This is a genomic window from Methanothermobacter sp. CaT2 (genome assembly GCF_000828575.1).
GTDB lineage: Archaea > Methanobacteriota > Methanobacteria > Methanobacteriales > Methanothermobacteraceae > Methanothermobacter.
The window spans coordinates 1,372,258-1,395,768 of record NZ_AP011952.1 but is presented as its reverse complement, the minus strand read 5'-3'; the positions used below and the strand labels follow the sequence as shown (position 1 = coordinate 1,395,768).

The following is a 23,511-nucleotide window of genomic DNA, read 5'->3' as shown; positions in this document are numbered from 1 at the left end:
CCAGACTGAACAGATAAACAGATAATAAAAATTAACTGAACCGGGACATCCTGAAAAACCTGAGTTTCTGAATCCGATGCCCCGTGGCCTGTTAATGATGCTCCATTTCACTGTTCTGCCATGATGGCTAATCAAAGGAGCTGTGCCTGTGGTGCAGATCCTCCTCCCTCTTATCAAACCTCTCCATGAGTTCAGCTATGATGCCGTCCAGGAATACCAGGGCTGATATCTCAAAGAGTGTTCCAAGGGGTGTTCTTGAGTGATGGTTGCCCCTCATCTGCCTCTTCATGTAATCCTTCTCACCGTCAATCTTTGTCCTTCCTTTTATGGTCACAGTAAGATCTGCCAGCCCTGCGAGGTCAGAGTCAGGGTATGATGTTACTGCCACGACCTTTGCACCCCTCTCCCGGGCGATGGATGCTGCATTCACGATGTAACTTGTCCTGCCCGAACCTGATATTGCTATCAGGACGTCACCCTCATTTATTGCAGGGGTTATGGTCTCGCCCACCACAAAGGCGTTTATTTCAAGGTGCATAAGTCTCATGGCAAATGCCCTGGCAACGAGGCCCGATCTCCCAAGTCCCAGGACAAAGACGTTGGCTGCAGACGTCAGGATTTCTATGAAATTATCAAGGGTTCTCTCATCAATATCCCTCTCCATCTTCTCCAGATTATGGATTATGTCCCTGATAGCCTCTTTTATTATCATCGCAACACCTATATCAATATATACTCTGTATGATATAAAAACAGTGGGGAACGGACCATGAGACCTTATTCCAATCCAGATGAAATGTATTACTATGATCATAAAATGTACTGAACCCATAGGACCCCGGGCTACCCCTGAACCCATGACTGAAGAAGGATCTGAGAAACCCAGGCCACGGTAAAGGGCCTGGAATATGCTCCGGTTGATTATGAAACCCTGAAGCCACAGAAATATCATAGGTGCTCAGGAAAGGTGTCAATATGGATATGAAGCCCCTCCCTGGAATGGAAATCAATGGGCACAGATTTGATCACAGGTTCTTTGAGACCCTAAGGGTTATAGGAGAGACCTTCTCACAGAGAAGGGCCGCCATGGTTCTCGGGATATCACCACAGGTGCTCAACAGGAGGGTGCTCAGGGCCGAGTCCCTCCTTGGTGTGAAACTTGTGAGAAGCAGTGGGGCTGGATCAGAACTCACACCGGAGGCCATGGAAATCCTGGGAGCCTACATGCGCCAGATTAAAATACTGGAGGGTTCAGGGCCCCTGATGATAGCTGCTGGTTACATATCCTCAAACCTTGTAGAGGCCGCCATTGAGGGTCTGGGGGTGTCAGCATCCCTGTTTTCATGCTGTGATGAGGATTCATTCCATCTAGCAGAGAGGAGCATGCTTGATGCCGTATTCCTGGATGATCCCCTCCAGGCATACCGGAGGGACCTGGATTTTGTTCCTGTCGCCTATGACCACCTGGTCCTTGTTGGCAGGGGTATCAGTGATATCAGGGCCCTTGATGGCTCCTGCTTTGTGGGGGTTTCGGGTTCTGCCCAGAGGCTGGCATGGGAGGTCCTCTCAGAGGCTGGTGTGGAATTTGAGGTTGTCAGGGAGGTGAGATCCCCATATCATGCCCACAGAATTGTCATGAATGACCCGGAGCTGCTTACGTTCTTAAGTGCGAGTCAGTTCAGTGGCTCGGACATCCTGAGGGAGGAGACAAGGCACGTTATAAGTGCAGTGAGGTGCCGTGATAGAGAGTGGGTCGATGAACTGATTGAGTTTATCACTGGTGAGGGCCAGGCCCTGGTTGCTGAATCCGGCTTTGAGCCGCTTCACTGAGCATGAAACCCCGCTGAAAAACCATTTCTGGGATCAGTTCCCTGCATGAAATTTGAGGACCACATTTTTATAACAATCACCTTAATCCGCCTCAAATTATAAAGCCCCAACCAATAAAGGATGCTCAACAGAACTAGGCCCAATCCATCTATAACGAATAATCCAATCACATTATAAACCAACCCCAACAGAATTAACCCCATATTTTTCAGGTGATCATATGAGTGAAGACAGAGACCTTCTTGCTGTTGGACATACCGCCTTCGATTACATAATACATCTGGATGAATTTCCAGAACCAAACACATCAACAGCCATAAAACGCATGAGGAACCTTCATGGGGGAGCAGCCGCAAATGTCGCCCTGGTGGGATCAAGGCTTGGTCTTAGAACATCCCTTGTATCCGCGGTTGGAGGCGACTTTGAGGGTTCAGAGTACAGGGAGCTCCTGGAGTCAAGTGGTATAGATATTGAATCCATGATCCTGGTGGCGGATGAAAGCACCCCAACAGCCTTTGTGATGACCGATTCTGATCACAACCAGATAAGCTACTTCTACTGGGGCGCTGCAAGGTACTTCAAAGACGCCGAGACACCTGAGGATGCCATAAAATCTGCCCGTGCAGTGCACCTTGCAACCGGTGACCCATCCTTCAACTGCAGGTGCGGTGAATTTGCAAGGTCCCTCGGTAAGATAATAAGCTTTGACCCGGGGCAGGACCTCCACATGTACTCCCGCAGCCAGCTTGAAAGGGCCGTTGGTGTATGCGACATACTATTTGGGAACCACCATGAAATAGATCGCATATGCAGCAAACTGTCGGTGGATATCCATGGACTCCGGGAGATGGGACCGGGGGTGGTGGTTAAGACCTACGGGAAAGAGGGGAGCATCATATACTCCGATGATGTGATAAAGATAGACGCAATACCCCGGGAGGCGGTTGACCCCACAGGGGCCGGGGACTCCTACCGGGCAGGCTTCATGAGGGCCTACCTCCGGGGCGCGGACCTCAAAACCTGTGGGCGGTTCGCATCTGCAGTTGCATCATTCATAGTCGAGGATGAGGGTACCCAGACAAACATCCCTGACACAGGAAAGGCCGTGAAACGCTTCACTGCACAGTGGGGCTATGAACCCCCGATATGAGGGGGCCCACCCAGACTCTGACAAACATGATACACCAGGCGTAGCAGGCAGCAAGCCATGGTCCCGGCGATAGGGGAGACATCAAAGACTCCTTAAGAGTATTAACGGGGACTGAAACAGTAGTTTTTATAACTGGATGGAACCAATCAATATGATATCCATATATCTCATTTCCGCTGATCCAGATCATACCCTCACGGGTTAAGGGTCAAACCAGAAGGGTGATTACATGACTCAAATGGATGAAGCTAAAAAAGGTGTTATAACAGATGAAATGAAAGCGGTGGCGGAGGCAGAGAACGTCACCCCAGAGTTTGTGAGAAGAGGAGTTGCCAGTGGTAAAATAGCCATCCCAAGCAACCTTAACCGTGAAGAGGTTGCAGCTGTCGGTATAGGCGCCGGTCTGAGGACCAAGGTCAACGCCACCATAGGAACATCCACAGACATCGTCGACTTTGATATGGAGGAGGAGAAGGCCCGCATTGCAATTGAAAACAGGGCAGACACCCTCATGGAGCTCTCAGTTGGCGGGGACCTGGATGAGATAAGGAGAAGAATCCTTGACATCTCACCCATACCCGTTGGAAGCGTACCTGTCTACCAGGCAGCCATTGAGACCATAAGGGAAAAGGGAGCCTCCATATACATGGACGAGGACGTTATGTTCAGGGCCATCGAGAAACAGGCAAAGGATGGTATAGACTTCATGGCCATCCACTGCAGTGTCAACAGGGAAACCCTGAGGAGGCTCAAAAGGCAGGGCCGTGAGGGTGGCCTTGTGAGCAGGGGAGGCGCATTTGTATCCGCCTGGATGGTTGAGAATGGACTGGAAAACCCCCTCTATGAGAACTTCGATTACATACTGGAGATTGCAAAGGAACATGACTTTGTGCTCTCCATGGCCAACGCCATGCGCGCCGGTGCCATCGCAGACTCAACCGACAGGGCCCAGGTACAGGAGCTCATAGTACTCGGTGAACTAATTGACAGGGCAAGGGAGGCCGGTGTCCAGACCATCGTTGAGGGCCCGGGCCACATACCCCTCAATGAGATAAAGGCCAATGTGATACTCCAGAAGAAACTCTGCAGGGGAGCCCCATTCTACATGCTGGGACCCATAGTCACGGATATAGGGGCCGGTTATGACCACATAGTGTCATCCATAGGGGCTGCCGCATCAGCTGCTGCAGGTGCAGACTTCATATGCTACGTCACACCGGCGGAGCACCTTGCCCTCCCATACCCGGATGATGTGAAGGAGGGTGTCATAGCAACAAGGATAGGTGCCTATGTGGGGGACATGGTCAAGGGTATCCACAACGGGGAGAAGGACCTCGAAATGGCCAACGCCCGTAAGAAGCTCAACTGGGAGGCCCAGTTCGATGCCGCGATGTGCCCTGCTGAAGCCAGGCGTATAAGGGATGAGAGGCCCCCTGAGGACCCTGATACCTGTACAATGTGTGGGGAATACTGCGCGGTCAAGATCGTTAACGAGTGGCTTGACAGTGCAGATACAAGGATCTTCGACTGAACCACCCACTCCTTTTTTTAGAGAAGATTAATATATTTTGAAGTTCACACACTTTTTTGTTGCACTGATTCTATCACGTTTTTTACAGGTGATCTCTTTGAAGCACTGGATTGAAAGGATAGCTGATGAACTGAAGGAGAGAGATGTTGAAGAGCACGTTGTTGCCAGCGGAACATCCATATCCGGCTCAATACACATAGGTAATTCCTGCGACGTTTTCATAGCAAGCTCCATAGCCAAATCCCTCAAAAAGGACGGGTTCAAATCAAGGACCGTCTGGATAGCCGACGACCACGACCCCCTCAGAAAGGTACCCTACCCCCTCCCTGAAAGCTACGAGAAGTACCTCGGGGTGCCCTACTCCATGATACCCTGCCCTGAGGGCTGCTGTGAGAGCTTCGTCGAACACTTCCAGAGGCCCTTCCTGGAGGCCCTTGGAAGGTTCAGGATAGGCGTCGAACACTACTCCGGGGCCCGTATGTACACCGAGGGCCTCTACAATGACTACATAAGAACATCCCTTGAAAGGGCCCCTGAGATAAGGGAGATATTCAACAGGTTCAGGGACAGGCCCCTGCGGGATGACTGGCTACCCTACAACCCGATCTGTGAGAAGTGTGGCCGCGTGAACACGACGGAGGCCTATGACTTTAGTGGGGATACCGTCTGGTACCGGTGCGAATGCGGCTTCGATGGGGAGATGGATATAAAATCGGGGCTCGGTAAACTCACCTGGAGAGTTGAGTGGGCTGCAAGGTGGAAGATCCTCGGCGTCACCTGTGAACCCTTCGGTAAGGACCATGCAGCAAGTGGCGGTTCCTATGACGTCAGCAGCATCATATCCGAGGAGATATTTGACTATCCTGCACCCTACCCTGTTCCCTACGAGTGGATAACCCTCCGGGGTGAGGCCATGTCCAAGTCAAGGGGTGTCTTCTTCACACCGGGCCAGTGGCTTGAGATAGGACCTCCTGAGAGCCTCAACTACTTCATATTCAGGAGCAAGCCCATGAAGCACAAGGATTTCAACCCGGACATGCCCTTCCTTGACCTGATGGACCAGTTCGACCGGACAGAGAGGATCTACTATGGGATGGAGGATGCTGCATCAGAGAAGGAGGAGCAGAAGCTCAGGAACATCTACAGGGTTTCAATGATAGAGGAATTCGATCTACCCCTCCGGCCCTCCTACCGCTTCATGACGGTTGCCTGCCAGATCGCGGGTGATGACCCTGAAAGGCTCTATGATATCCTCAGGAGAAACTCACAGCTTCCAGAGGAGTTAATGGACCTTGAACTGGATCAGCTCACAGATAAACAGCTCGAACAGCTGAATGAGCGTATAGAGAACGTTAAAAACTGGTTGAGACTCTATGCTCCTGAATTCGTCAAGTTCCAGGTTCGGGAGGAGCTCCCTGATGTTGAATTATCAGAGCCGCAGCTGAAATTCCTTCAGGACGTTGCGGACCTCATGGAGTCCAGGGAGATGACCGCCGAGGAACTCCACGACGAGATGTACAGCATACTCCGAAGGCATGGACTTAAACCCCAGAAGGCATTCCAGGCAATATACAGGGTCCTCATAGGTAAGAAGATGGGGCCAAGGGCGGCTTCATTCCTCCTCTCACTTGAGAGGGACTTCGTGATAAGGAGGCTAAGACTGGAGGCCTGAAATGAAGGTCAGGATTGTTGAAAGGGATGTGATGGACCCTCTGGCAGATACATGCATGGATGAGATGCCTGTCAACGGGGTGGGTGATGTTAAGACAGTCACCCTCCTCGACAACACCAAACCCGGGGCCAGGACCATACTTGAGGCTGTTGAGTCCTCCCTTGAAGGTTTAAGGTTCCTGTGGTCTGAGAAACCCGCCGGTGCGCCTGCATCAGAGGACCAGATAAACAGGGCCGGGGAGGGGGACCTCTGCATACTCGCCCTGGGTGACTGCGGCTCCTGCACAACCTGGGTGATCCTTGACGCGATTCGTCTGGAGGGCATGGGGGTTCCAACAATCTCCATCTGTTCAGACACTTTCAGGGAATATGCAGAGAAACTTGCAGCCGCCCATGGGATGCCGGGCCTCCGGATAGTTGAGATAGAACATCCCGTGGCTGGACTGGAAACTGAGGAGATCCTCAGGAAGGCCAGGAAGATTATGCCCGCCATAGTGGACCATCTGAGGTGATAGTTTGGTTAAAATTGACAAATCCTGCGGATGCCTCATAGATGACCTCCTGGATGATAACAGGCTCTGCGGTTCATCAGAGGAGGATATGAAGGTCATGGTAGACCCCGACCCTGAGAGGGTCAGCCTTGAGTTCTATGAGAAGAGGATGACCGATGGTCTCCCCATCATACCCCCCACAAGGGGACGTGTGGAGAAATTCTACAGATACACAGCCAGAAAACCCGGGGATGTCATAGCGACGTTACCCCCCCGGATGGGGATTGCGACTGTGGAGAAGGTGGCTGTTAATGCTGTCATGGCTGGCTGCATACCCCAGATGATGCCGCTCCTTGAATCATGCATTGAGGGTATCGGAAGGGATGAATTCAACCTTGCAGGTATAAACGCCACAACCCATCCTGTATCAGTCGCGGTGGTGGTCAACGGACCCGTGGTCAGGGATCTGAACTTCAATCCAGGGGCAGGGTGCCTTGGACCTGGAAACCTTCCAGGTGCAAGCCTTGGGCGTGCACTGAGGCTCTGCCTCATGAACATAGCCGGGGCTGTGCCCGGTGTTGGGGACCATGCCACCATGGGTTCCCCTGCAAAGTACACCTACTGCCTTGCAGAGAATGAGGAGGAGAGCCCCTGGGAACCTTTACACGTTGAGAGGGGCCTATCAGGTGAAGATAGTGCGGTGACCCTCCTGGGGGTTGAGGCTCCCCATAACGTGAATGACCACCGTAGCCAGAGACCCGAGGACCTCCTTGACACCATAATCCATACAGCTTCCACCGCCGGCTGTAACAACAGCCACGTCCCTGGGGAGCTCCTTGTGATTATGAGCCCGGAACATGCAGAGACACTTGCATCCCATGGATGGACACGGGATGATGTTAAAAACTATATCCATGAGGGAGCTGTTGTACCTGCAGAGATGGCTGACCGTGGGGGGAGGAAGCTGGATGAGGGTCTCATTGTGGATGGCATGGTCCATATAACCAGGAGCCCCGCTGATGTTGTTCTCGTTGTGGCAGGCGATGCAGGAAGGCACACCATGATAGCACATGGATTCGGTGGCTCATCAGAGTCCCAGACCGTTCCTGTGAGGTTTCCCTGAAGATTGAATCCTCCCAGTGGTTCTCCAGCTTCTCTCCTATTTTTTTATTCTGTCACGGTCAGGATAGACACCAAAGCACTTGAAAAAGAACATCAGCTTCTCTTCTATTTTTTATTCTGTCACGGCTGGCTACCTTCTAATATTGAAAATTGAGGCACTGGTTTGTTCTCTGTCATTCAACTGAGAAATTAGCTATTGGCATACCGGCAAAAATAAAAGAGATTCAGTTAGTGGCTGAAACCATATTAAACTCAGAGGTCTATTCTTCGTCTATCAAGAAGTTCCTGCTGTTTACCCCTGTTCCAGCCACCGCTTGAGGACTTGGCACGGCCCACCTGCTGTACGTAACCTGTGATCCTGTCATACCACTCAACCTCATCCCTCTCGCCGCAACGTGCACAGGAATCCTGCAGACCCCTCATGAGGGTCTTGCACCTCAGACAGAAGCTCAGGGCATTGCTGTACGCCCAGAATCCTATGTCACTCCTCCTGCAGATCCTCCTGGTGAGGCCCTCAAGGGCTGCTGGGTCAGGTTTCGCCTCACCCAGCCATGCATTGAATATGTGCCCGCCAGGTGTCAATGGGTGGTACTTCTCCTCGATCCTTATCTTCTCAACAAGGTCCACCTCTGCATTCACAGGTGTGTGGCTGGAGTTGGTGTAGTAGTATGCCCCCTCGGTGCCCTGGAGCACAGCCTCCTCAGGGTAATGCTCATGGTCCAGCATTGCGAATCTGTGGGCTGTGGACTCCGCAGGTGTCTGGAGGACACTCCACCGCCATCCTGTCTCCTTTTTGAGTTCAGCTGCACGTTCATTTATGTGCTCTATGACCCTCAGGCCGAACCTGTTGGCTTCAGGGCTCTGTATACCTGCCCCGAGGTGGTACTCGAGCATCTCATTGAGTCCCGTGAATCCGAAGCTCATTGTCGCATTCTCTATACGGTAGTACCTCTCACCGTCTATCTCCTGGGAGAGGAATGGGAGCAGGTGGTAGTCGTCCAGGCATCTCTGAGCCTGGCTCCTCCTTATCCTGAGCACCTCAACCGCCATGTCAATGTACTCATCAAGGTACTCGAATAGTTCATCATCATCCCGTGACTGGTAGGCTATCCTGGGGAGGTTGAGGGTTATGTAGGCAAGGTTTCCTGTCCTGAGGCAGTCCTTCTCCCAGTCACCTGTCCAGTTATCTGCAAGGCTCGTACGGCAGCCCATGTAGTTTGCCATCTTGCCCCTGTAATCCGCCAGCATGTTTATGAAGTAGGCTGTCCCGTACTTGGATGCCAGTTCATGGACCAGGCTCAGTTCCTCATCGAATTCCCCCCTGAAGGTCTCCCTCCGGAGGGAGTATATGGTGTTGGGGAAGAGGTGGGGCTTCCCATCGGCATCACCCTCCAGGAGGACCTCAGTGAAGGCCCTTGTGAGCAGCCTTGCCTCCTCAGCGAAGTCACCGTATACACCAGCATACTCCCCGCGGGGCCCATAGGCTGGTTCGTCCTCAAGGAACTCAGGGACCCCGAACTCCAGGTTTATGCTTGTGAATGGTACCTGACTTCCCCTTGCAGCGTAGGCCATGTTGAGGTTGAATATGAACATCTGGACCGCCTGTTTGATCTTCTCATAGGGCAGCCCTGAGGCGAAGGGTGCCACGAAGACGTTCCAGAGGCTCATGGCCTGGCCGCCGGACATGTTCTGCTGGGATGCAAGCATTATCTCCCCTGCATGGTTCATTAGGGTCTCCAGGTGCTTTGGTGGTCCTGCAACTGATGTGTGATCCCCTGTACCATCAACCCGGAGCCCGTGCCTTATGAATAGCCGGAGATCGTGCTGCAGGCAGTTAAGTGGCCGTGCAGCGAAGAATTCGAGGTCATGGATGTGTATGTCGCCTGACATGTGGGCGTCTGCGAGCCTGGAGGGGAGTATGTGGAGCAGTGAGTACTGTTTGAGGGCCTCATCAGCCACGTACTTGTGGACGGTTTCAGGGTTATGGATCATGTTGGCGTTGTCCCTGGAGCCGTTCTCTATGAGGTTTGTGATGTTGTAGACCGGGATCCCGAGACGTGTGTACCTCTTCCTGAGGGTCTCAAGGCCGTGCTCTATGAGCTTTGTGTTAACAACCTCCCTTATCATGGGGGCTGTGAGGTATTCCACGTTCAGTTTCTTGAGCTCCCTCCAGACCTCGGTGGCGATTTCCCTTGCAACATCCTCTGAGGCGCCAGTCTCCCTTATGAGGTTGTCCTCTATCTTCTTCTGGTCAAAGGTCTCTATCTTATCCCTTGATGTCCTCACCCTGAGCCTGTTGGCTGCAAGGTAACGATCTGCCAGTTCCTCATCCACCTTCCTGAGGGAGTCGTAGACCAGGATCTTTATCTCCTTGGTGGTTATTCCATTGTAGACAGACCTTGCAACCTCTGAGGCCACATTCTCGGAGGTCCATAAACTGGCCCCCAGGTTCAGGAGGGATTTTACAAGCTTTTCATGGCTGAATTTTTCCCTTACACCATTATTTTTCAGTACACATGTTTCTGCCTTTGTTGGCATTGCAGCCAGAAGACGTGAATCATCAATCACAGGATCACCACATAACTCCTTATAAAATCTAATGTCTAAGTAATTTTATGTCCAGCATCCATATTAAATGTGACCCCTTGAAAAGCATCGGCTGCCTGGTAACACCTTTATAAGGGTTTAAATGTATGTTATATATTATTCATTTAATAAGGCATTCATATTGGGGACTGTTCGTATGGGGGAAATTAAGGGTCTCTGCATCACCCGGTCTGTTTTTGGCAGAAAGAAAAATTAATTGGGAATAAAACCTCTATTCGAGCCTTATCTGAACTGCACCTATCCTTGGTGCCAGTACATTGTAGAAGAGGGCTGTGACTGCATATGCTATGAATGCCCAGATGAATGCGCCGACTGTTAAAGCCACAAGTATGAGGATACCTGCAGTGTACTCTCCTGCAATGGCTAAAATGATCAGTGCTATTAGCCCCACTATTAAACCAAGGACCGCGGCGATTGACCCGGTTATGAGTCCAAGTGGTATGGCCTCTATCCCATCTATACTCACAAGGCCCTCACCGAACTCGCTGAGTTTCAGTTTTATGGGTGTTATCCGGGGTGCCAGGAAGTTGTAGAGGAGGAGGCCTATGGCAATTATCACGAAGGATGCTATGAATGTCATTACCGGTGTTAACACGATGTTTATGACAGTCCCGAGTGCCGTTGCAGATCCAACCGCAGCCATGCTTGATACAGCAGATGGTTCAACTGTCTTTGCAATGTTAGCCACGGTGTTGAAGAATATCCACTGGAGAGGGGCTGCTAAAAGCTGGTATATGAAGTTCAGAAGCGCTGCCACCGCGGAGAGTATCAGTGATGTGCTCACGATGTCAAAGGACTCCACCTTCTCCATAGCTATCAGAGCAAGCTTGATGCCTCCAAGGCGTGGTGTCAGTCCATTGTAAATGTATGCCCACAGAAAAGATTCCACGATGCTGAGCAGAAATACACCCACCGGCAGGACCACCAGTCCAACGACGGATATGCCAGTAATTATCCCCCCAAGAGACCTTACTTCAGCTGGAAGGGCAGATGAAATTGCCCCAGCGAATATAAGGATCAGGAGAGCGAATATGAATGCCCATATCGCCCCTATGGAGGAGTTCATTATTGTGTAGGGAACAACCCTCACAGACTTTATTTCTTTTAAATCCATCTTATCACCATATTAATTTATGGTGGCAGGACATATAAAAATTTATGAGAAGATTTTTTGAGGTATTAAGAAGAATATGTGTCTTCCAGACCGATCAGAGCCATTTTTCTGATTCCTCAAGGACCCTCTCAACCATCCTCCTGGCTGATCCGATGTAGGTCTCAGGGTTCATTATCTCCTCAAGGTCCTCCACTGTAAGGTAATCCATGATCTCGGATCTCTCAAGGACCACATCCCTGAGGCTTCTTCCTGTCCTGCTGGCCTCAATGGCACACTGGCGTACAGCTGCATATGCTGTCTGCCGACCCATGCCCCTCCTTGTTAGCTCAGCCATGAGCCTCTCCGCCATTATCAGGCCTCCTGTGAATTCAAGGTTCCTCTTAATATTCTCAGGGTAGAAGACGAGGTTGCAGAGGACATCCAGTGTCAGTTTAAGTATGTAGTCCGTGAGGATGCATGCCTCAGGAAGGATTATGCGTTCGGATGATGAATTTGTGAGGTCCCTCTCATGCCATAATGGGTTGTTCTCCAGGGCCGCGACAACATAGGACCTTATAACACGCGCAATACCACATATCCTCTCTGCAGTTATTGGGTTCATCTTATGAGGCATGGTACTGCTGCCCACCTGTTTCTCAGGGTCAAATTTCTCTCCAACCTCCATTATCTCTGTCCTCTGAAGGTTCCTGATCTCGAGGGCTATCTTATCAAGGGTTGTGGCTATGTTGGCAAGGACCATTATGAACTCTGCATGGTTATCCCTCTGGACGACCTGGTTGGATATCAGGACCGGTCTGAGTCCCAGTATCTCTGAGACCCTCTCATGGACCTCCAGGCCCTCCTCCCCCAGGGCCGCTGTGGTCCCGACGGCCCCTGTCATCATCCCGACACAGAGCCTTTCACTGCACGCATCAAGGCGCTCCAGCTGCCGGTGGATCTCATCTGCCCAGATGGCGAATTTCATGCCATAGGTGGTTGGGAGGGCGTGCTGTCCATGGGTCCTTCCGATGCAGACCCTGTCCCTGTTTTCATCCGCCAGATCAAGGAGAACCTCAAGTACCCTGGTGAGTTTATCCCTGAGAACCGAGATTGAGTCCCTGAGAAGCAGAGAATTGGATGTGTCAACAATGTCATTGGATGTTGCACCGAAGTGCACATATTCCCCTGCGTCACCCTCACACTGCTCTGCAAGGGCCTTTACAAGGGATGCTATATCATGCTTTGTGTCCCTCTCAATCTCATTAACCCTTTCAAGGGTTACAAATTCTGTGCTGGCCTTCCTGACTATCTCAGAGGCCGCTTCAGCAGGTATAATTCCAAGTTCGCCCTCTGCCTGTGCAAGGGCCGCCTCAACGTCGAGCATCTTCTGGAGCTTATTTTCAGCCTCCCAGATAACCCTCATTTCGGGTGTCCCGTACCTGAATTCAACTGGATGAATGGCCATCTTAACACTCCTTGATCATCCCGAAAATCTGAGTACAAGGCAGAACACTGCCAGTATTATGCTCATCACAACTACCTGTTCCGGTGTGAGTTTCGGTCCCTTTGTCTCCTCTTCAAAGTACCTTACAAGACCTGCACCGCTGGGTGGAAGTGTCTTCTTATCCTTCTTTGCCATGAAAAATCACCATAAGTTTGATGTATAAAACTTATTATATCTCTGCAGATACCATATAATATAAGTTTCACTAGCTGAAACTGAAGGACATCCACAGATTATTGAAAGACAATTCAATGGAGTTCAGGTTTACGTGTGATGTATCATGATGGACTACTTCAATGAGCTTGAAAGGGAGACAGAACGCCTCTATGAGATCGCAAGAAAGGCGAGGTCCAGGGGGCTTGATGTAAGCACCACCCCTGAGATACCGCTTGCCAAGGATCTTGCTGAACGTGTTGAGGGGCTTGTTGGTCCCGAGGGAATAGCCAGGAGAATAAAGGAACTTGAAGCTGACAGGGGACGTGAGGAGGTTGCATTCCAGATCGCGGCTGAGATAGCCTCCCAGGCTGTTCCCGACGATGACCCCGAGGAGAGGGAAAAACTGGCAGATCAGGCCCTGAGGACCGCCCTTGCAATACTCACTGAGGGCGTGGTTGCAGCGCCCCTTGAGGGTATAGCCAAAGTCAGGATAAAGGAAAACTTCGACAAATCCAGGTACCTGGCAGTGTACTTCGCAGGGCCCATCAGGAGCGCAGGGGGTACAGCCGCCGCCCTCTCAGTCCTCATAGCAGATTACATACGCCTGGCTGTGGGTCTGGACAGGTACAAACCAGTAGAGAGGGAGATTGAAAGGTACGTTGAGGAGGTTGAACTCTATGAATCAGAGGTCACGAACCTCCAGTACTCACCGAAGCCCGATGAGGTGCGCCTTGCAGCCAGCAAAATCCCTGTTGAGGTGACAGGGGAACCCACGGATAAGGTGGAGGTGTCCCACAGGGACCTTGAAAGGGTTGAAACAAACAACATCCGTGGGGGCGCCCTCCTGGCCATGGTTGAGGGGGTTATACAGAAGGCACCCAAGGTCCTCAAGTATGCCAAGCAGCTGAAACTTGAGGGCTGGGACTGGCTTGAAAAGTTCTCAAAGGCACCCAAGAAGGGTGAAGGAGAGGAAAAGGTTGTTGTGAAGGCAGACAGCAAATACGTTGAGGATATAATAGGTGGAAGACCCGTCCTTGCCTACCCCTCAGAGAAGGGTGCCTTCCGTTTGAGGTACGGGAGGGCCCGTAACACCGGCCTTGCAGCCATGGGGGTGCACCCTGCCACAATGGAGCTCCTCCAGTTTCTGGCCGTCGGGACCCAGATGAAAATCGAAAGGCCAGGTAAGGGTAACTGTGTGGTCCCGGTCGACACAATAGATGGACCCGTGGTCAAACTCAGGAACGGTGACGTTATACGGATTGAGGATGCTGAAACCGCGTCCCGGGTCAGGTCAGAGGTTGAGGAGATACTCTTCCTCGGTGATATGCTGGTGGCCTTCGGTGAATTTTTAAGGAACAACCACGTCCTGATGCCGGCGGGCTGGTGCGAGGAGTGGTGGATGCAGACCATCCTCTCATCCCCTAAATATCCCGGGGACGACCCCCTCAACCTATCATACTACAGGACCCGCTGGAATGAACTGGAGGTGAGTGCCGGGGATGCCTTCAGGATTTCAGAGGAATACGATGTACCCCTGCATCCACGCTACACCTACTTCTATCATGATGTGACCGTCAGGGAACTCAACATGCTCAGGGAGTGGCTTAACACCTCACAGCTGGAGGATGAACTAGTTCTTGAGCTCAGACCAGAGAAGAGGATACTGGAGATCCTTGGGGTCCCTCACAGGGTGAAGGATTCCAGGGTAGTTATAGGGTATGATGACGCCCATGCACTTATAAAGACCCTCAGGAAGCCCCTTGAGGATTCATCTGATACTGTGGAGGCACTGAACAGGGTCTCCCCGGTCAGAATAATGAAGAAGGCCCCCACCTACATCGGCACACGTGTCGGGCGGCCTGAAAAGACCAAGGAGAGAAAGATGAGACCAGCCCCCCATGTCCTCTTCCCCATCGGAAAGTATGGGGGTAGCCGGCGTAACATACCCGACGCTGCAAAGAAGGGTTCCATTACCGTTGAAATAGGACGTGCCACCTGTCCATCATGCAGGGTCAGCTCCATGCAGTCCATCTGCCCGAGCTGCGGCTCAAGGACCGTGATAGGAGAGCCAGGTAAGAGAAATATCAACCTGGCGGCCCTTCTGAAAAGGGCGGCTGAAAATGTTTCTGTGCGTAAGTTAGATGAAATAAAGGGGGTTGAGGGTATGATATCCAGCGAAAAATTCCCTGAACCCCTCGAAAAGGGTATACTGAGGGCCAAAAATGATGTTTACACCTTCAAGGATGCCACGATACGCCATGATTCCACAGACCTCCCCCTGACACACTTCACGCCCCGTGAGGTGGGTGTGAGTGTTGAAAGGCTCAGGGAGCTTGGCTACACCAGGGACTGCTATGGAGATGAACTTGAGGATGAGGACCAGATACTTGAACTGAGGGTCCAGGATGTTGTCATCTCCGAGGACTGTGCAGACTACCTGTTGAGGGTTGCAAACTTCGTCGATGACCTCCTCGAGAGGTTCTATGACCTTGAAAGGTTCTACAATGTTAAAACAAGGGAGGACCTTGTGGGTCACCTGATAGCCGGCCTAGCACCCCACACCTCTGCAGCTGTCCTTGGAAGAATCATAGGATTTACAGGTGCATCTGCATGCTACGCCCACCCCTACTTCCATTCAGCCAAGAGGAGGAACTGCGACAGTGATGAGGACTCGGTGATGCTCCTACTGGACGCCCTCCTCAACTTTTCAAAGTCCTATCTACCCAGTTCAAGGGGTGGCAGCATGGACGCCCCCCTTGTTTTATCCACCAGGATAGATCCAGAGGAAATCGATGATGAATCCCACAACATAGACGCCATGGACATGATACCCCTGGAGGTCTATGAAAGGAGTTTTGACCACCCGAGGCCATCGGAAGTGCTTGATGTTATAGACAACGTTGAGAAGCGCCTCGGGAAGCCTGAACAGTACACTGGCCTCATGTTCTCTCATAACACTTCCCGGATAGATGAGGGCCCGAAGGTGTGCCTCTACAAGCTGCTACCGACCATGAAGGAGAAGGTGGAATCACAGATAACCCTTGCAGAGAAGATAAGGGCCGTTGATCAGCGGAGTGTTGTTGAGGGAGTCCTCATGTCACACTTCCTCCCTGACATGATGGGTAACATAAGGGCCTTCTCACGCCAGAAGGTCCGGTGCACAAAGTGCAACCGGAAGTACCGTCGCATACCCCTCAGCGGGGAGTGCAGATGCGGGGGTAACCTTGTGCTCACCGTCTCCAAGGGTTCCGTCATAAAGTACCTTGAGATATCAAAGGAACTCGCATCAAGGTACCCCATAGATCCTTACCTGATGCAGCGCATCGAGATACTGGAGTACGGTGTCAACTCCCTCTTTGAAAGTGACCGCTCAAAACAGAGCTCACTCGACGTATTCCTCTAACGATTTACGCTCCAGCTCCTGAGATTAACCTTCTCCCTGCCTCTCCCTCAACCTTCTTGCAGGTGGGGTGTATCCCCTGAGGGTGAGTGAGAGGGATACCACTGTCACTGAACTGAGGGCCATTGCCAGACCCGCGTATTCTGGTCTGAATACGATTCCCAGGGGGTAAAGGGCTCCGGCAGCCAGTGGAATCAGCACAACGTTGTAGGCGAAGGCCCAGAAGATGTTCTGCCGGATCCTTGATATGACCTTCCCTGCCAGCTGGAGGGCCGCTGGAACATCAAGGGGGTCATCTCCCATGAGGACCACCTCACCGGCCTCCCTGGCTATGTCTGTTCCGCTACCAACCGCCACTCCGAGGTCGGCCTCTGCAAGTGCGGGGGCATCGTTTATACCGTCCCCGACAAAGGCGACTCCTTCACCCCTCTCTCGAAGCTCGGCCACCCTTGTTGCCTTATCCTGTGGGAGGACCTCTGCAATCACGGTCCCTATCCCCACCTCACGGGCCACAGCCTCCGCGGTTTTCCTGTTGTCCCCGGTTATCATTGCAGTGCCTATTCCCATCCTCTCCAGTTCCCTGACAGCCCGCGCTGAACCAGGCTTTATCTCATCTGAGACCGCTATGATCCCCTTCACCTCGCCATCCACTGCGACTATGACCACCGTCTTCCCATCTGATTCAAATTTTTCAGGGTCCCAGTGCTCCAGGGGGATGCCGTATTTCTCCATGAGGGCCCGGTTACCTGCAAGTACATGGTGTGAGTCCACCCTTCCCTCAAGTCCCATGCCGGGTATGGCCCGGAAGTCCTCGGCCTCCGGGACGTCAACCCCCTCCTCCTCGGCCCTCTCAGTTACTGCAGCTGCAATGGGGTGCCTGGATTTTCTCTCAAGAGCCGCTGCCAGGCCCAGCACATCACCAACCATGTCTGTGACCCTGGGCCTTCCCAGTGTCAGTGTGCCTGTTTTATCGAAGATCACGCACGATATCCTGTCGGATACCTCAAGGGCCTCACCCTTCTTTATGAGTATTCCAAGTTCAGCGCCCCTGCCTATACCCGCTGTGACAGCGGTTGGTGTTGCAAGGCCCAGTGCGCATGGACAGGCCACCACAAGTACGGATATGAGAACCGTGATGGACAGGAGTAACCCTGCACCCTCAACAAGGTACCAGAAGAGGAAGGCTGATGCTGCAACAAGCAGAACTGCGGGTATGAAATAGGATACTGCCCGGTCAGCAATCCTCTGTATGGGAGGCTTTGATGCCTGGGCCTCGTCAACGAGTTTTATTATACCTGAAAGGAAGGTTTCATCACCGGTGCGTTCAACCCTGAACCTCAGGATGCCGTCAGTGTTTATTGTACCTGCAACGACCTCTGATCCGGGTGTTTTAAGGGCCGGGAGGGGCTCACCTGTTATCATGGACTCATCCACATAGGAGGATCCCTCCACAACCTTTCCATCGGCGGGTACCCTGTCCCCTGGTCTCACAATTACCTCATCACCCACATCTATCTCGTGGATCCTCACCTCAACCTCCCTGCCGTCCCTGAGGACCGTGGCGGTGTCTGGCTGGAGTTCCATGAGCCTCCTCACAGCCTCTGACGTTTTACCCCGGGCACCTGCCTCCAGGTACCTTCCAAGGGTGAGGAAGGATGCCAGCATAAGTGCGGTGTCATAGAACATGAAATCGGATGGTAGAATCCCTGCGGTGCCCAGGATGCTTGACAGGAAGGCCACTCCTATACCCATTGAGTACATTACATCCATGTCAAGTGTCCCGGATCTCAGTGATCTGAGGGCCCCCTGAATATCGGTCCTGAGACATAGATGAATGGTATGATTGACACCAGCAGCATGGATATACCCCCGCCGGGGGGCTGTAGACCGAGGTACATCATCGCCATCAGGGGGACTGACACTCCGAAACCCACTATTATTCTTCTAATTTTTGGTTTCAGGTCCTCACTGATCTCTTCACCCTCCAGACCGCTCACGGTGTACCCTAGATCCTCCACCGTCCTTTTGAGGTCCTCCACAGAGGTCAGGGATGGGTTATAGGAGATGTAGGCCTTTTCAGCTGCGAGGTTGACTGTGGCATTGCTTACGCCCTCAAGTCCCCTCAGGGCGGATTCTATTTTCTGTACACACATCGCACAGCTCATGCCACCCACAGCCATGGCTATGTTCTCATTGAGTACAGTGTAGCCGGCTTCCTCAATGGCGCCCTCCATATCGGAGAGATCAACCCTCCGGGGGTCATACTCAACTGAAACCTTTCCCTCAACCAGGTTGACCGCAGCATCGCGGATTCCATCCAGTTTTCTGAGGGCCTCCTCGATCTTCAGTGCGCATGCAGCGCACCCCATCCCGCCTATCCTTATCGTTATTCTTTTCATTTACATTCCACCAGATCCATGATTCAACCTGAACTTCAGCCAATCAAGAGACCAGCTCATCCCTGTAGATTATGCCATCCCTCACAACCAGGAGCACGTTCCCGGGCCTGGAGAGTTCGTCTATCTCCTCCACCGGATTCACCTCAGTTACAACAATATCTGCAATTTTACCCTTTTCTATTGAACCTATCCTGTCCTCCCACCCCATGCATTCGGCTGCATGTATGGTTCCAGCCCTTATGGCTTCCAGTGGTTCCATGCCGGTCTCTGTAAGGTAGGATAGTTCAAGCAGGTTCATTCCATGCTCAACAACACCTGAATCTGTGCCCATAACCATCCGCACGCCCTCATTGTAGGCCATCTCCATGTTCTCCCTGTGGACTTCTGCCACCTCAATGGCGTCCCTGCGGCTGTATTCCGCCAGTTCTCCCCTCAGGGCCTTATCGTTGTTGAGGCGGGTTACCAGGAATGTTGGTACCAGGTAGACGCCCCTTTCAGCCATCAACCTGGCGGTCCTTTTATCCAGGTATGTTCCATGTTCAACTGAATGAACACCCGCCTTTATGGAATTCTTTATCCCCTGGAGACCATGGGCATGGACCATAACATTTTTACCCCTGAATGATGCCTCCTCAACTATGGCTGCAAGTTCTGACGGTGTGAACTGGGTGTCCGATGGTCTGTCCGTGCTGCTCATGACTCCACCAGTCGCCATTACCTTAACAACATCCGCCCCTGCCCTCAGGACCTCCCTCGTCCTCTTCCTCACAGATGGGATCCCATCACAGATACCGGAGGGTAGCCCCCTGTATCTCCTTTCAATGTTGAGTCCGGATCTTGTGTGAAAGTCGAAGTGGCCTCCTGTGATTGATAGGGGCGTGACGCTTATCTGCATCCTGGGCGCCTGGATGATGTGGCTGTCGGAGGCCATCTTAACACCGAGGTCTGCAAGGCCAGCGTCCCTTACCGTTGTAACACCTGCCTGGAGGGTTGCCCTCATGTTCTCAAGGGCCCTGTAGAAGTAGAGTGAGAGTGGATCCTCAAGTTTGCTCTCTGTCCTGAACCCATCTTCCATTAGATGGGTGTGCAGGTCAATGAAGCCGGGGAGAATGAACTTATCAGAGGCATCAATAACCTCAACACCTGTGACACTACTCTCAATGGCGGTTATCCTCCCCCTATCAACAAGCACGTACCTCCTTTCATGCTCCCCTGAATGGATGTCCAGAACTTCACCCTTCACTGCAAATCTCATGGAAAAACCCCTGAAAATACCCTTATGGTCACCTTCAATTCTGTAAGGAAAATATATATACAACGGAACCTATATAGATTTAGGGGCTGATCTACATGTTTTCTGAATCATTTTTACTGGATGAATCCGGTCAGTCATCCTCAGAATACATACTCCTCTTCGGAGCCATGGTGGTCATTGCAATACTCGCACTGATAATCTACAGGTCCTACTTCCAGAGGAGCAGACTAAACTCTGCCCAGGACACCGGGGAGGTACGCTGCAGTACCGATAGTGGAAGTGCCTCTGAGAACCCCCCGACAAATAACACCTCCGGCCCTGGCCCGGAGCCAGAACCGATACCCCCATCGTTCCCGTGAGCAGCTTGAACTGCTGGCCCCATCCAGGAACATGAAAACCTATATTCTAGATTTTCCCCTCATCGGAGATGAGTGCAGCTACCATGACCGCGCCGGCCATGTTCATTGAGAGGTCCCTCATTGTGTCTGAGTACAGGGCAGCAGATGGCTCATAGTAGATTAAAAACCCTGTGATTTCATATAAGAGACAGAAGAGGACTGCAGCCGATACCGTGAACATGAACCTCTCCCACTGGCTCCGTTTTTTGAGTGCGCCATGGAGGAGTGTTGAAAGATAAATTGCCACCACAAGACCCGCAGTAAAGTGCTCGGCCATGTTCACTGCAAGGGGCCCTGAGGCAGCCAGTAGCTTCAGTGCAAATTCAGCGGGGGGATACATTATGACTGTTAAGATGAAGATCCTCCTTTTATGGCCATCAAGGAATCCCTCCGGTTTATAGACGATTATTATGGCGGAAAAGATCAGTCCCGCCAGGAGCTTAAAGTTCATGTCAGGATGGGAAAGGAGGAACACCGTTAACCAGACGATCAGAAAAACCGGTACCCATTTATCATCAAAAAATGAGAGCTTATAATCATTAAAATCATCAATAACCATGAAATGCAACTCCTTAGCACCCAAAAACCGTTCGAATTATCCCATGAATGAATCTCTGGTCCAGCAAGTTCTTACTTTTATCTGGGGCATCATTACCAATCCGACCATAACATTATATATCCATCATAAATTATTATTCATGGTGATCGATGATGGAAATTGAAGTTAACTGGAAGGCAGTTGTTTCTGGTATCATCCTTACAGTCATCCTTGGACCCCTCCTCAGATTACTGATCCCCTCATTGATGGGCGTGCTTTCAATTCTCCTGGCCTCTGTGGCCTGCGGTTACATCGCAGATAAGGATTATCTCAACGGTGCGGTGAATGGGGTTATCATGGGGGCCGCCGTTGGCATCATAAACATCCTCATGGTCTACATCAAAACTGGTATCATGAATATGCCGATCCTCTCAATACTTATATACGCCCTTGCAGGTGATATGAGCCTTGGATTCCTTGGTGGGAGCGCCGGCAGCATACTGGGGTCCTTCAGGGACTAGAACCTTATTTTTCCCTCCTCAGCATCCACCTCAACCTCCATTGAATCCTCCAGAAGACCGAGGAGGTCCTCCGAGGGTCTGTCCACCATGGGTATGCCGGCCATTATGGCCCCGGTTGCGATTATTGGCTCCGCGTTCAGGCATATTATGGCGGCCGGAGCTGTTTCGTTCTTTGCCATCTGAAATATGACATAGGACCCCACCGTGGAGCCCTTACCGCCGGGTATGAGGAGAACCTTCCCCTTCATGCTCCTGCCATGGAGGGGGTGTTTCTGGTCAATAACCCTCCCCGTGCCGGGATCAACTCCTCCGAGAAAGCTCAATGGTTCAGTTGATACCAGAACTGGACCTCTTCCCTTTCCACGTGATATAACTCTGCAGTCAACTTCCACCGGATCATCTCCATACCTTTAATCATTCAGTAAGTGGTCACGGATATTCAGTAAAATCCATGGACCCACCTGCATGTCTGAAGACCTAGACAACATCCTTTTTCATGATCTCCCTTAAAACAGAGGTTGCATAGCACCCCCTGGGTATTGAGAATTCAACTGTAAGGCCCTCCTGGCTCTCATGGGCATCCACGTCCCATATCCTGAAGCGTATCGCCCTCCTCATGCCATGGCTTCCCAGTTTGGGGACCTTTATTGAGTTGAAGTCCTCAAGGGACACTCCCTCATCCTCAAGTATCCTCCTCTCAATCTCACCGGGCCTTCCACTGGCAAGGGGGACCTTGCTGCCATATAATGGTGCTGTCGGATGGGCCTCGAAGTTGAGGATCAGCTCCTCCAGTTCATCTTGATCAGCGTCATGTATTATGTGCTGGTCATTATCAATGACTATATCGCCGGGGATGTGGGTGTTTATGCCGAGGGCCACCCTCTCACTTACTGCCCGGTTGAAGAGGTATGACTGGTAGGCGTGGACGAACATCCTCTTCAGGGGCTTCGGAAGTGCATGGATGGCCCTCACGTATGATTCGTCTGAGAACTCACCCCTACGTAGATCCCTGAGCATCGGTCTCAGCATCATCCTCTCATACCTCATTGATGATGGCATGAGCTCATATGCCTCCTCAAGGTCGCCCCTGTCATAGGCCCTCCTGGCCTCTGAAACAATCTCTGATTCCCCCTCAAGGGGGTTACCTATGTAGCTGTCAACCGCGCCCTTTACATCGCCATGGACAAGTGCCCGTCCAACAAGGTGCGTGTTTGCCCTTGGACTCCCAAAGCGCTGCCAGCCATAGTAATTCGGGACACCCTTAGCCTCAAGTTCCTGGAGGGTGGCCTTGGCTGTCTCCAGGGGTTCATCGATTTCGGTGTCCCTTATCCGGATCCTGAAACGGTTGCCCAGCAGCTGACCCATCCGGAGTTTCTTCTCATTTGCTGTGACCCTGAGGAATTTAACGTTTCTTATCCTTTCCTCTATGGCCTTAACCTCTGAGGGTGCTGTGTTGCTCACACATATCCACTGTCTGGTGACGGCCCTCTTATCCTTCATGCCAGCGAATCCCATCCTTCTCCTGTCAAGGTGGAGTTCCCTTGCAATGTCGAGGAGGACGTCTAGGGTTGTCCTGCCCTCCTTCTCTATCCATATCCATGTGTTGGGGCCGCTGCCACTGGGCTCTGTGAGGGGGATCTCCTCCACCTCAAAGTCCCTGTTATGCACCCTTATTCTTCCACCGGTCCCCTCTGTTGATGTGACATAGGTTTCTGCATTCAGCATCGTTTTACTCCAGAATTTATGTACTCAGTCGATAATGTTTCTGCATTCAGCACCATTTTAATTATATAATTCGCTATCCACTGAAGGAAGGCCCAGTTCCCTGAAACTATCCGTCCATGA

At 51.8% G+C, this 23,511-nt stretch carries 19 protein-coding genes and 1 pseudogene; 9 read left to right on the top strand and 11 right to left on the bottom strand.

What is annotated here, in order from left to right; translation table 11 throughout:
• Positions 1-127: 127 nt before the first annotated feature.
• Positions 128-712 (bottom strand): 6-phospho-3-hexuloisomerase, encoded by a 585-nt coding sequence (hxlB, locus tag MTCT_RS07195; protein WP_048061311.1) that lies wholly within the window; start codon positions 710-712, stop codon positions 128-130.
• Positions 713-975: 263 nt separating this feature from the next.
• Here hxlB and MTCT_RS07190 point away from each other — a divergent pair, with 263 nt between their 5' ends.
• From MTCT_RS07190 to MTCT_RS07160, 6 genes are all read left to right on the top strand, one after another.
• Positions 976-1,830: a LysR family transcriptional regulator gene (locus MTCT_RS07190; RefSeq protein WP_048176063.1), complete on the top strand. Its 855-nt coding sequence runs from the start codon at positions 976-978 to the stop codon at positions 1,828-1,830.
• A 220-nt stretch (positions 1,831-2,050) separates the two neighbouring features.
• Positions 2,051-2,980: a carbohydrate kinase family protein gene (locus tag MTCT_RS07180; RefSeq protein WP_048176060.1), complete on the top strand. Its 930-nt coding sequence runs from the start codon at positions 2,051-2,053 to the stop codon at positions 2,978-2,980.
• A gap of 229 nt (positions 2,981-3,209) precedes the next feature.
• Positions 3,210-4,511: a phosphomethylpyrimidine synthase gene (gene thiC, locus MTCT_RS07175; protein ID WP_048176058.1), complete on the top strand. Its 1,302-nt coding sequence runs from the start codon at positions 3,210-3,212 to the stop codon at positions 4,509-4,511.
• Between the two features lie 97 nt (positions 4,512-4,608).
• Complete coding sequence (gene lysS, locus MTCT_RS07170; RefSeq protein ID WP_048176057.1) at positions 4,609-6,183, top strand: lysine--tRNA ligase; 1,575 nt, start codon at positions 4,609-4,611, stop codon at positions 6,181-6,183.
• A 1-nt stretch (position 6,184) separates the two neighbouring features.
• Positions 6,185-6,694 carry a UGSC family (seleno)protein gene (locus tag MTCT_RS07165; protein ID WP_048176055.1) on the top strand — a complete coding sequence of 170 codons (510 nt, stop codon included), beginning with the start codon at positions 6,185-6,187 and terminating at the stop codon, positions 6,692-6,694.
• A gap of 4 nt (positions 6,695-6,698) precedes the next feature.
• Positions 6,699-7,796, top strand: a complete 1,098-nt coding sequence (locus tag MTCT_RS07160) for a hypothetical protein (protein ID WP_052457411.1) — start codon at positions 6,699-6,701, stop codon at positions 7,794-7,796.
• Positions 7,797-8,047: 251 nt separating this feature from the next.
• Here MTCT_RS07160 and nrdD read toward each other — a convergent pair whose 3' ends face one another.
• The 4 genes from nrdD to MTCT_RS07140 form a co-directional block, all read right to left on the bottom strand.
• The gene (gene nrdD, locus MTCT_RS07155) at positions 8,048-10,333 is read right to left on the bottom strand and encodes an anaerobic ribonucleoside-triphosphate reductase (protein ID WP_173402650.1); all 2,286 of its coding nucleotides are present in this window, start codon (positions 10,331-10,333) and stop codon (positions 8,048-8,050) included.
• Positions 10,334-10,613: 280 nt separating this feature from the next.
• Positions 10,614-11,516, bottom strand: coding sequence for a hypothetical protein (locus MTCT_RS07150; protein WP_048176054.1), 903 nt, complete (start codon positions 11,514-11,516; stop codon positions 10,614-10,616).
• 94 nt (positions 11,517-11,610) lie between these two features.
• Positions 11,611-12,960, bottom strand: a complete 1,350-nt coding sequence (gene purB, locus MTCT_RS07145) for an adenylosuccinate lyase (protein ID WP_048176052.1) — start codon at positions 12,958-12,960, stop codon at positions 11,611-11,613.
• 15 nt (positions 12,961-12,975) lie between these two features.
• On the bottom strand, positions 12,976-13,134 hold the full coding sequence (locus MTCT_RS07140; RefSeq protein ID WP_013294958.1) for a preprotein translocase subunit Sec61beta: 159 nt from the start codon (positions 13,132-13,134) through the stop codon (positions 12,976-12,978).
• Between the two features lie 148 nt (positions 13,135-13,282).
• Here MTCT_RS07140 and polC point away from each other — a divergent pair, with 148 nt between their 5' ends.
• Positions 13,283-16,558 carry a DNA polymerase II large subunit gene (polC, locus tag MTCT_RS07135; RefSeq protein ID WP_048176670.1) on the top strand — a complete coding sequence of 1,092 codons (3,276 nt, stop codon included), beginning with the start codon at positions 13,283-13,285 and terminating at the stop codon, positions 16,556-16,558.
• Positions 16,559-16,582: 24 nt separating this feature from the next.
• Here polC and MTCT_RS07130 read toward each other — a convergent pair whose 3' ends face one another.
• The 3 genes from MTCT_RS07130 to MTCT_RS07125 are packed head-to-tail and all read right to left on the bottom strand — an operon-like array spanning position 16,583 to position 20,209.
• Positions 16,583-18,325: a copper-translocating P-type ATPase gene (locus MTCT_RS07130; protein ID WP_369798262.1), complete on the bottom strand. Its 1,743-nt coding sequence runs from the start codon at positions 18,323-18,325 to the stop codon at positions 16,583-16,585.
• Positions 18,326-18,342: 17 nt separating this feature from the next.
• On the bottom strand, positions 18,343-18,954 hold the full coding sequence (locus tag MTCT_RS09605; protein ID WP_369798261.1) for a heavy-metal-associated domain-containing protein: 612 nt from the start codon (positions 18,952-18,954) through the stop codon (positions 18,343-18,345).
• A gap of 43 nt (positions 18,955-18,997) precedes the next feature.
• Positions 18,998-20,209: an amidohydrolase family protein gene (locus MTCT_RS07125; protein ID WP_231855280.1), complete on the bottom strand. Its 1,212-nt coding sequence runs from the start codon at positions 20,207-20,209 to the stop codon at positions 18,998-19,000.
• Positions 20,210-20,304: 95 nt separating this feature from the next.
• Here MTCT_RS07125 and MTCT_RS09525 point away from each other — a divergent pair.
• Positions 20,305-20,469: pseudogene (locus tag MTCT_RS09525) on the top strand (class III signal peptide-containing protein); the annotation flags it as partial.
• A 145-nt stretch (positions 20,470-20,614) separates the two neighbouring features.
• Here the strand turns inward: MTCT_RS09525 and MTCT_RS07115 are convergent.
• The gene (locus tag MTCT_RS07115) at positions 20,615-21,166 is read right to left on the bottom strand and encodes a hypothetical protein (RefSeq protein ID WP_048176050.1); all 552 of its coding nucleotides are present in this window, start codon (positions 21,164-21,166) and stop codon (positions 20,615-20,617) included.
• 152 nt (positions 21,167-21,318) lie between these two features.
• Between MTCT_RS07115 and MTCT_RS07110 the strand changes: the two genes are divergently transcribed.
• A complete protein-coding gene (locus MTCT_RS07110; protein ID WP_115892650.1) occupies positions 21,319-21,666 on the top strand; it encodes a DUF5518 domain-containing protein in 348 nt (115 codons plus the stop codon).
• Here MTCT_RS07110 and MTCT_RS07105 read toward each other — a convergent pair.
• Entirely contained in the window at positions 21,663-22,058 is a 396-nt protein-coding gene (locus tag MTCT_RS07105) for a DUF126 domain-containing protein (protein WP_048176049.1), read from the bottom strand. The genes MTCT_RS07110 and MTCT_RS07105 overlap by 4 nt on opposite strands.
• Positions 22,059-22,143: 85 nt before the next feature.
• Positions 22,144-23,391, bottom strand: coding sequence for a tRNA pseudouridine(13) synthase TruD (gene truD / locus MTCT_RS07100; protein WP_048176048.1), 1,248 nt, complete (start codon positions 23,389-23,391; stop codon positions 22,144-22,146).
• Positions 23,392-23,511 lie beyond the last annotated feature (120 nt).

Excerpts from the sequence above, each read along its gene's own strand:
- hxlB (WP_048061311.1), bottom strand. The coding sequence starts at position 712 with ATGATAATAAAAGAGGCTATCAGGGACATAATCCATAATCTGGAGAAG.
- MTCT_RS07190 (WP_048176063.1), top strand. The coding sequence starts at position 976 with ATGGATATGAAGCCCCTCCCTGGAATGGAAATCAATGGGCACAGATTT.
- MTCT_RS07180 (WP_048176060.1), top strand. The coding sequence starts at position 2,051 with ATGAGTGAAGACAGAGACCTTCTTGCTGTTGGACATACCGCCTTCGAT.
- thiC (WP_048176058.1), top strand. The coding sequence starts at position 3,210 with ATGACTCAAATGGATGAAGCTAAAAAAGGTGTTATAACAGATGAAATG.
- MTCT_RS07165 (WP_048176055.1), top strand. The coding sequence starts at position 6,185 with ATGAAGGTCAGGATTGTTGAAAGGGATGTGATGGACCCTCTGGCAGAT.
- nrdD (WP_173402650.1), bottom strand. The coding sequence starts at position 10,333 with ATGCCAACAAAGGCAGAAACATGTGTACTGAAAAATAATGGTGTAAGG.
- MTCT_RS07150 (WP_048176054.1), bottom strand. The coding sequence starts at position 11,516 with ATGGATTTAAAAGAAATAAAGTCTGTGAGGGTTGTTCCCTACACAATA.
- purB (WP_048176052.1), bottom strand. The coding sequence starts at position 12,960 with ATGGCCATTCATCCAGTTGAATTCAGGTACGGGACACCCGAAATGAGG.
- MTCT_RS07140 (WP_013294958.1), bottom strand. The coding sequence starts at position 13,134 with ATGGCAAAGAAGGATAAGAAGACACTTCCACCCAGCGGTGCAGGTCTT.
- polC (WP_048176670.1), top strand. The coding sequence starts at position 13,283 with ATGGACTACTTCAATGAGCTTGAAAGGGAGACAGAACGCCTCTATGAG.
- MTCT_RS07130 (WP_369798262.1), bottom strand. The coding sequence starts at position 18,325 with ATGGATGTAATGTACTCAATGGGTATAGGAGTGGCCTTCCTGTCAAGC.
- MTCT_RS09605 (WP_369798261.1), bottom strand. The coding sequence starts at position 18,954 with ATGAAAAGAATAACGATAAGGATAGGCGGGATGGGGTGCGCTGCATGC.
- MTCT_RS07125 (WP_231855280.1), bottom strand. The coding sequence starts at position 20,209 with ATGAGATTTGCAGTGAAGGGTGAAGTTCTGGACATCCATTCAGGGGAG.
- MTCT_RS07115 (WP_048176050.1), bottom strand. The coding sequence starts at position 21,166 with ATGGTTATTGATGATTTTAATGATTATAAGCTCTCATTTTTTGATGAT.
- MTCT_RS07110 (WP_115892650.1), top strand. The coding sequence starts at position 21,319 with ATGGAAATTGAAGTTAACTGGAAGGCAGTTGTTTCTGGTATCATCCTT.
- truD (WP_048176048.1), bottom strand. The coding sequence starts at position 23,391 with ATGCTGAATGCAGAAACCTATGTCACATCAACAGAGGGGACCGGTGGA.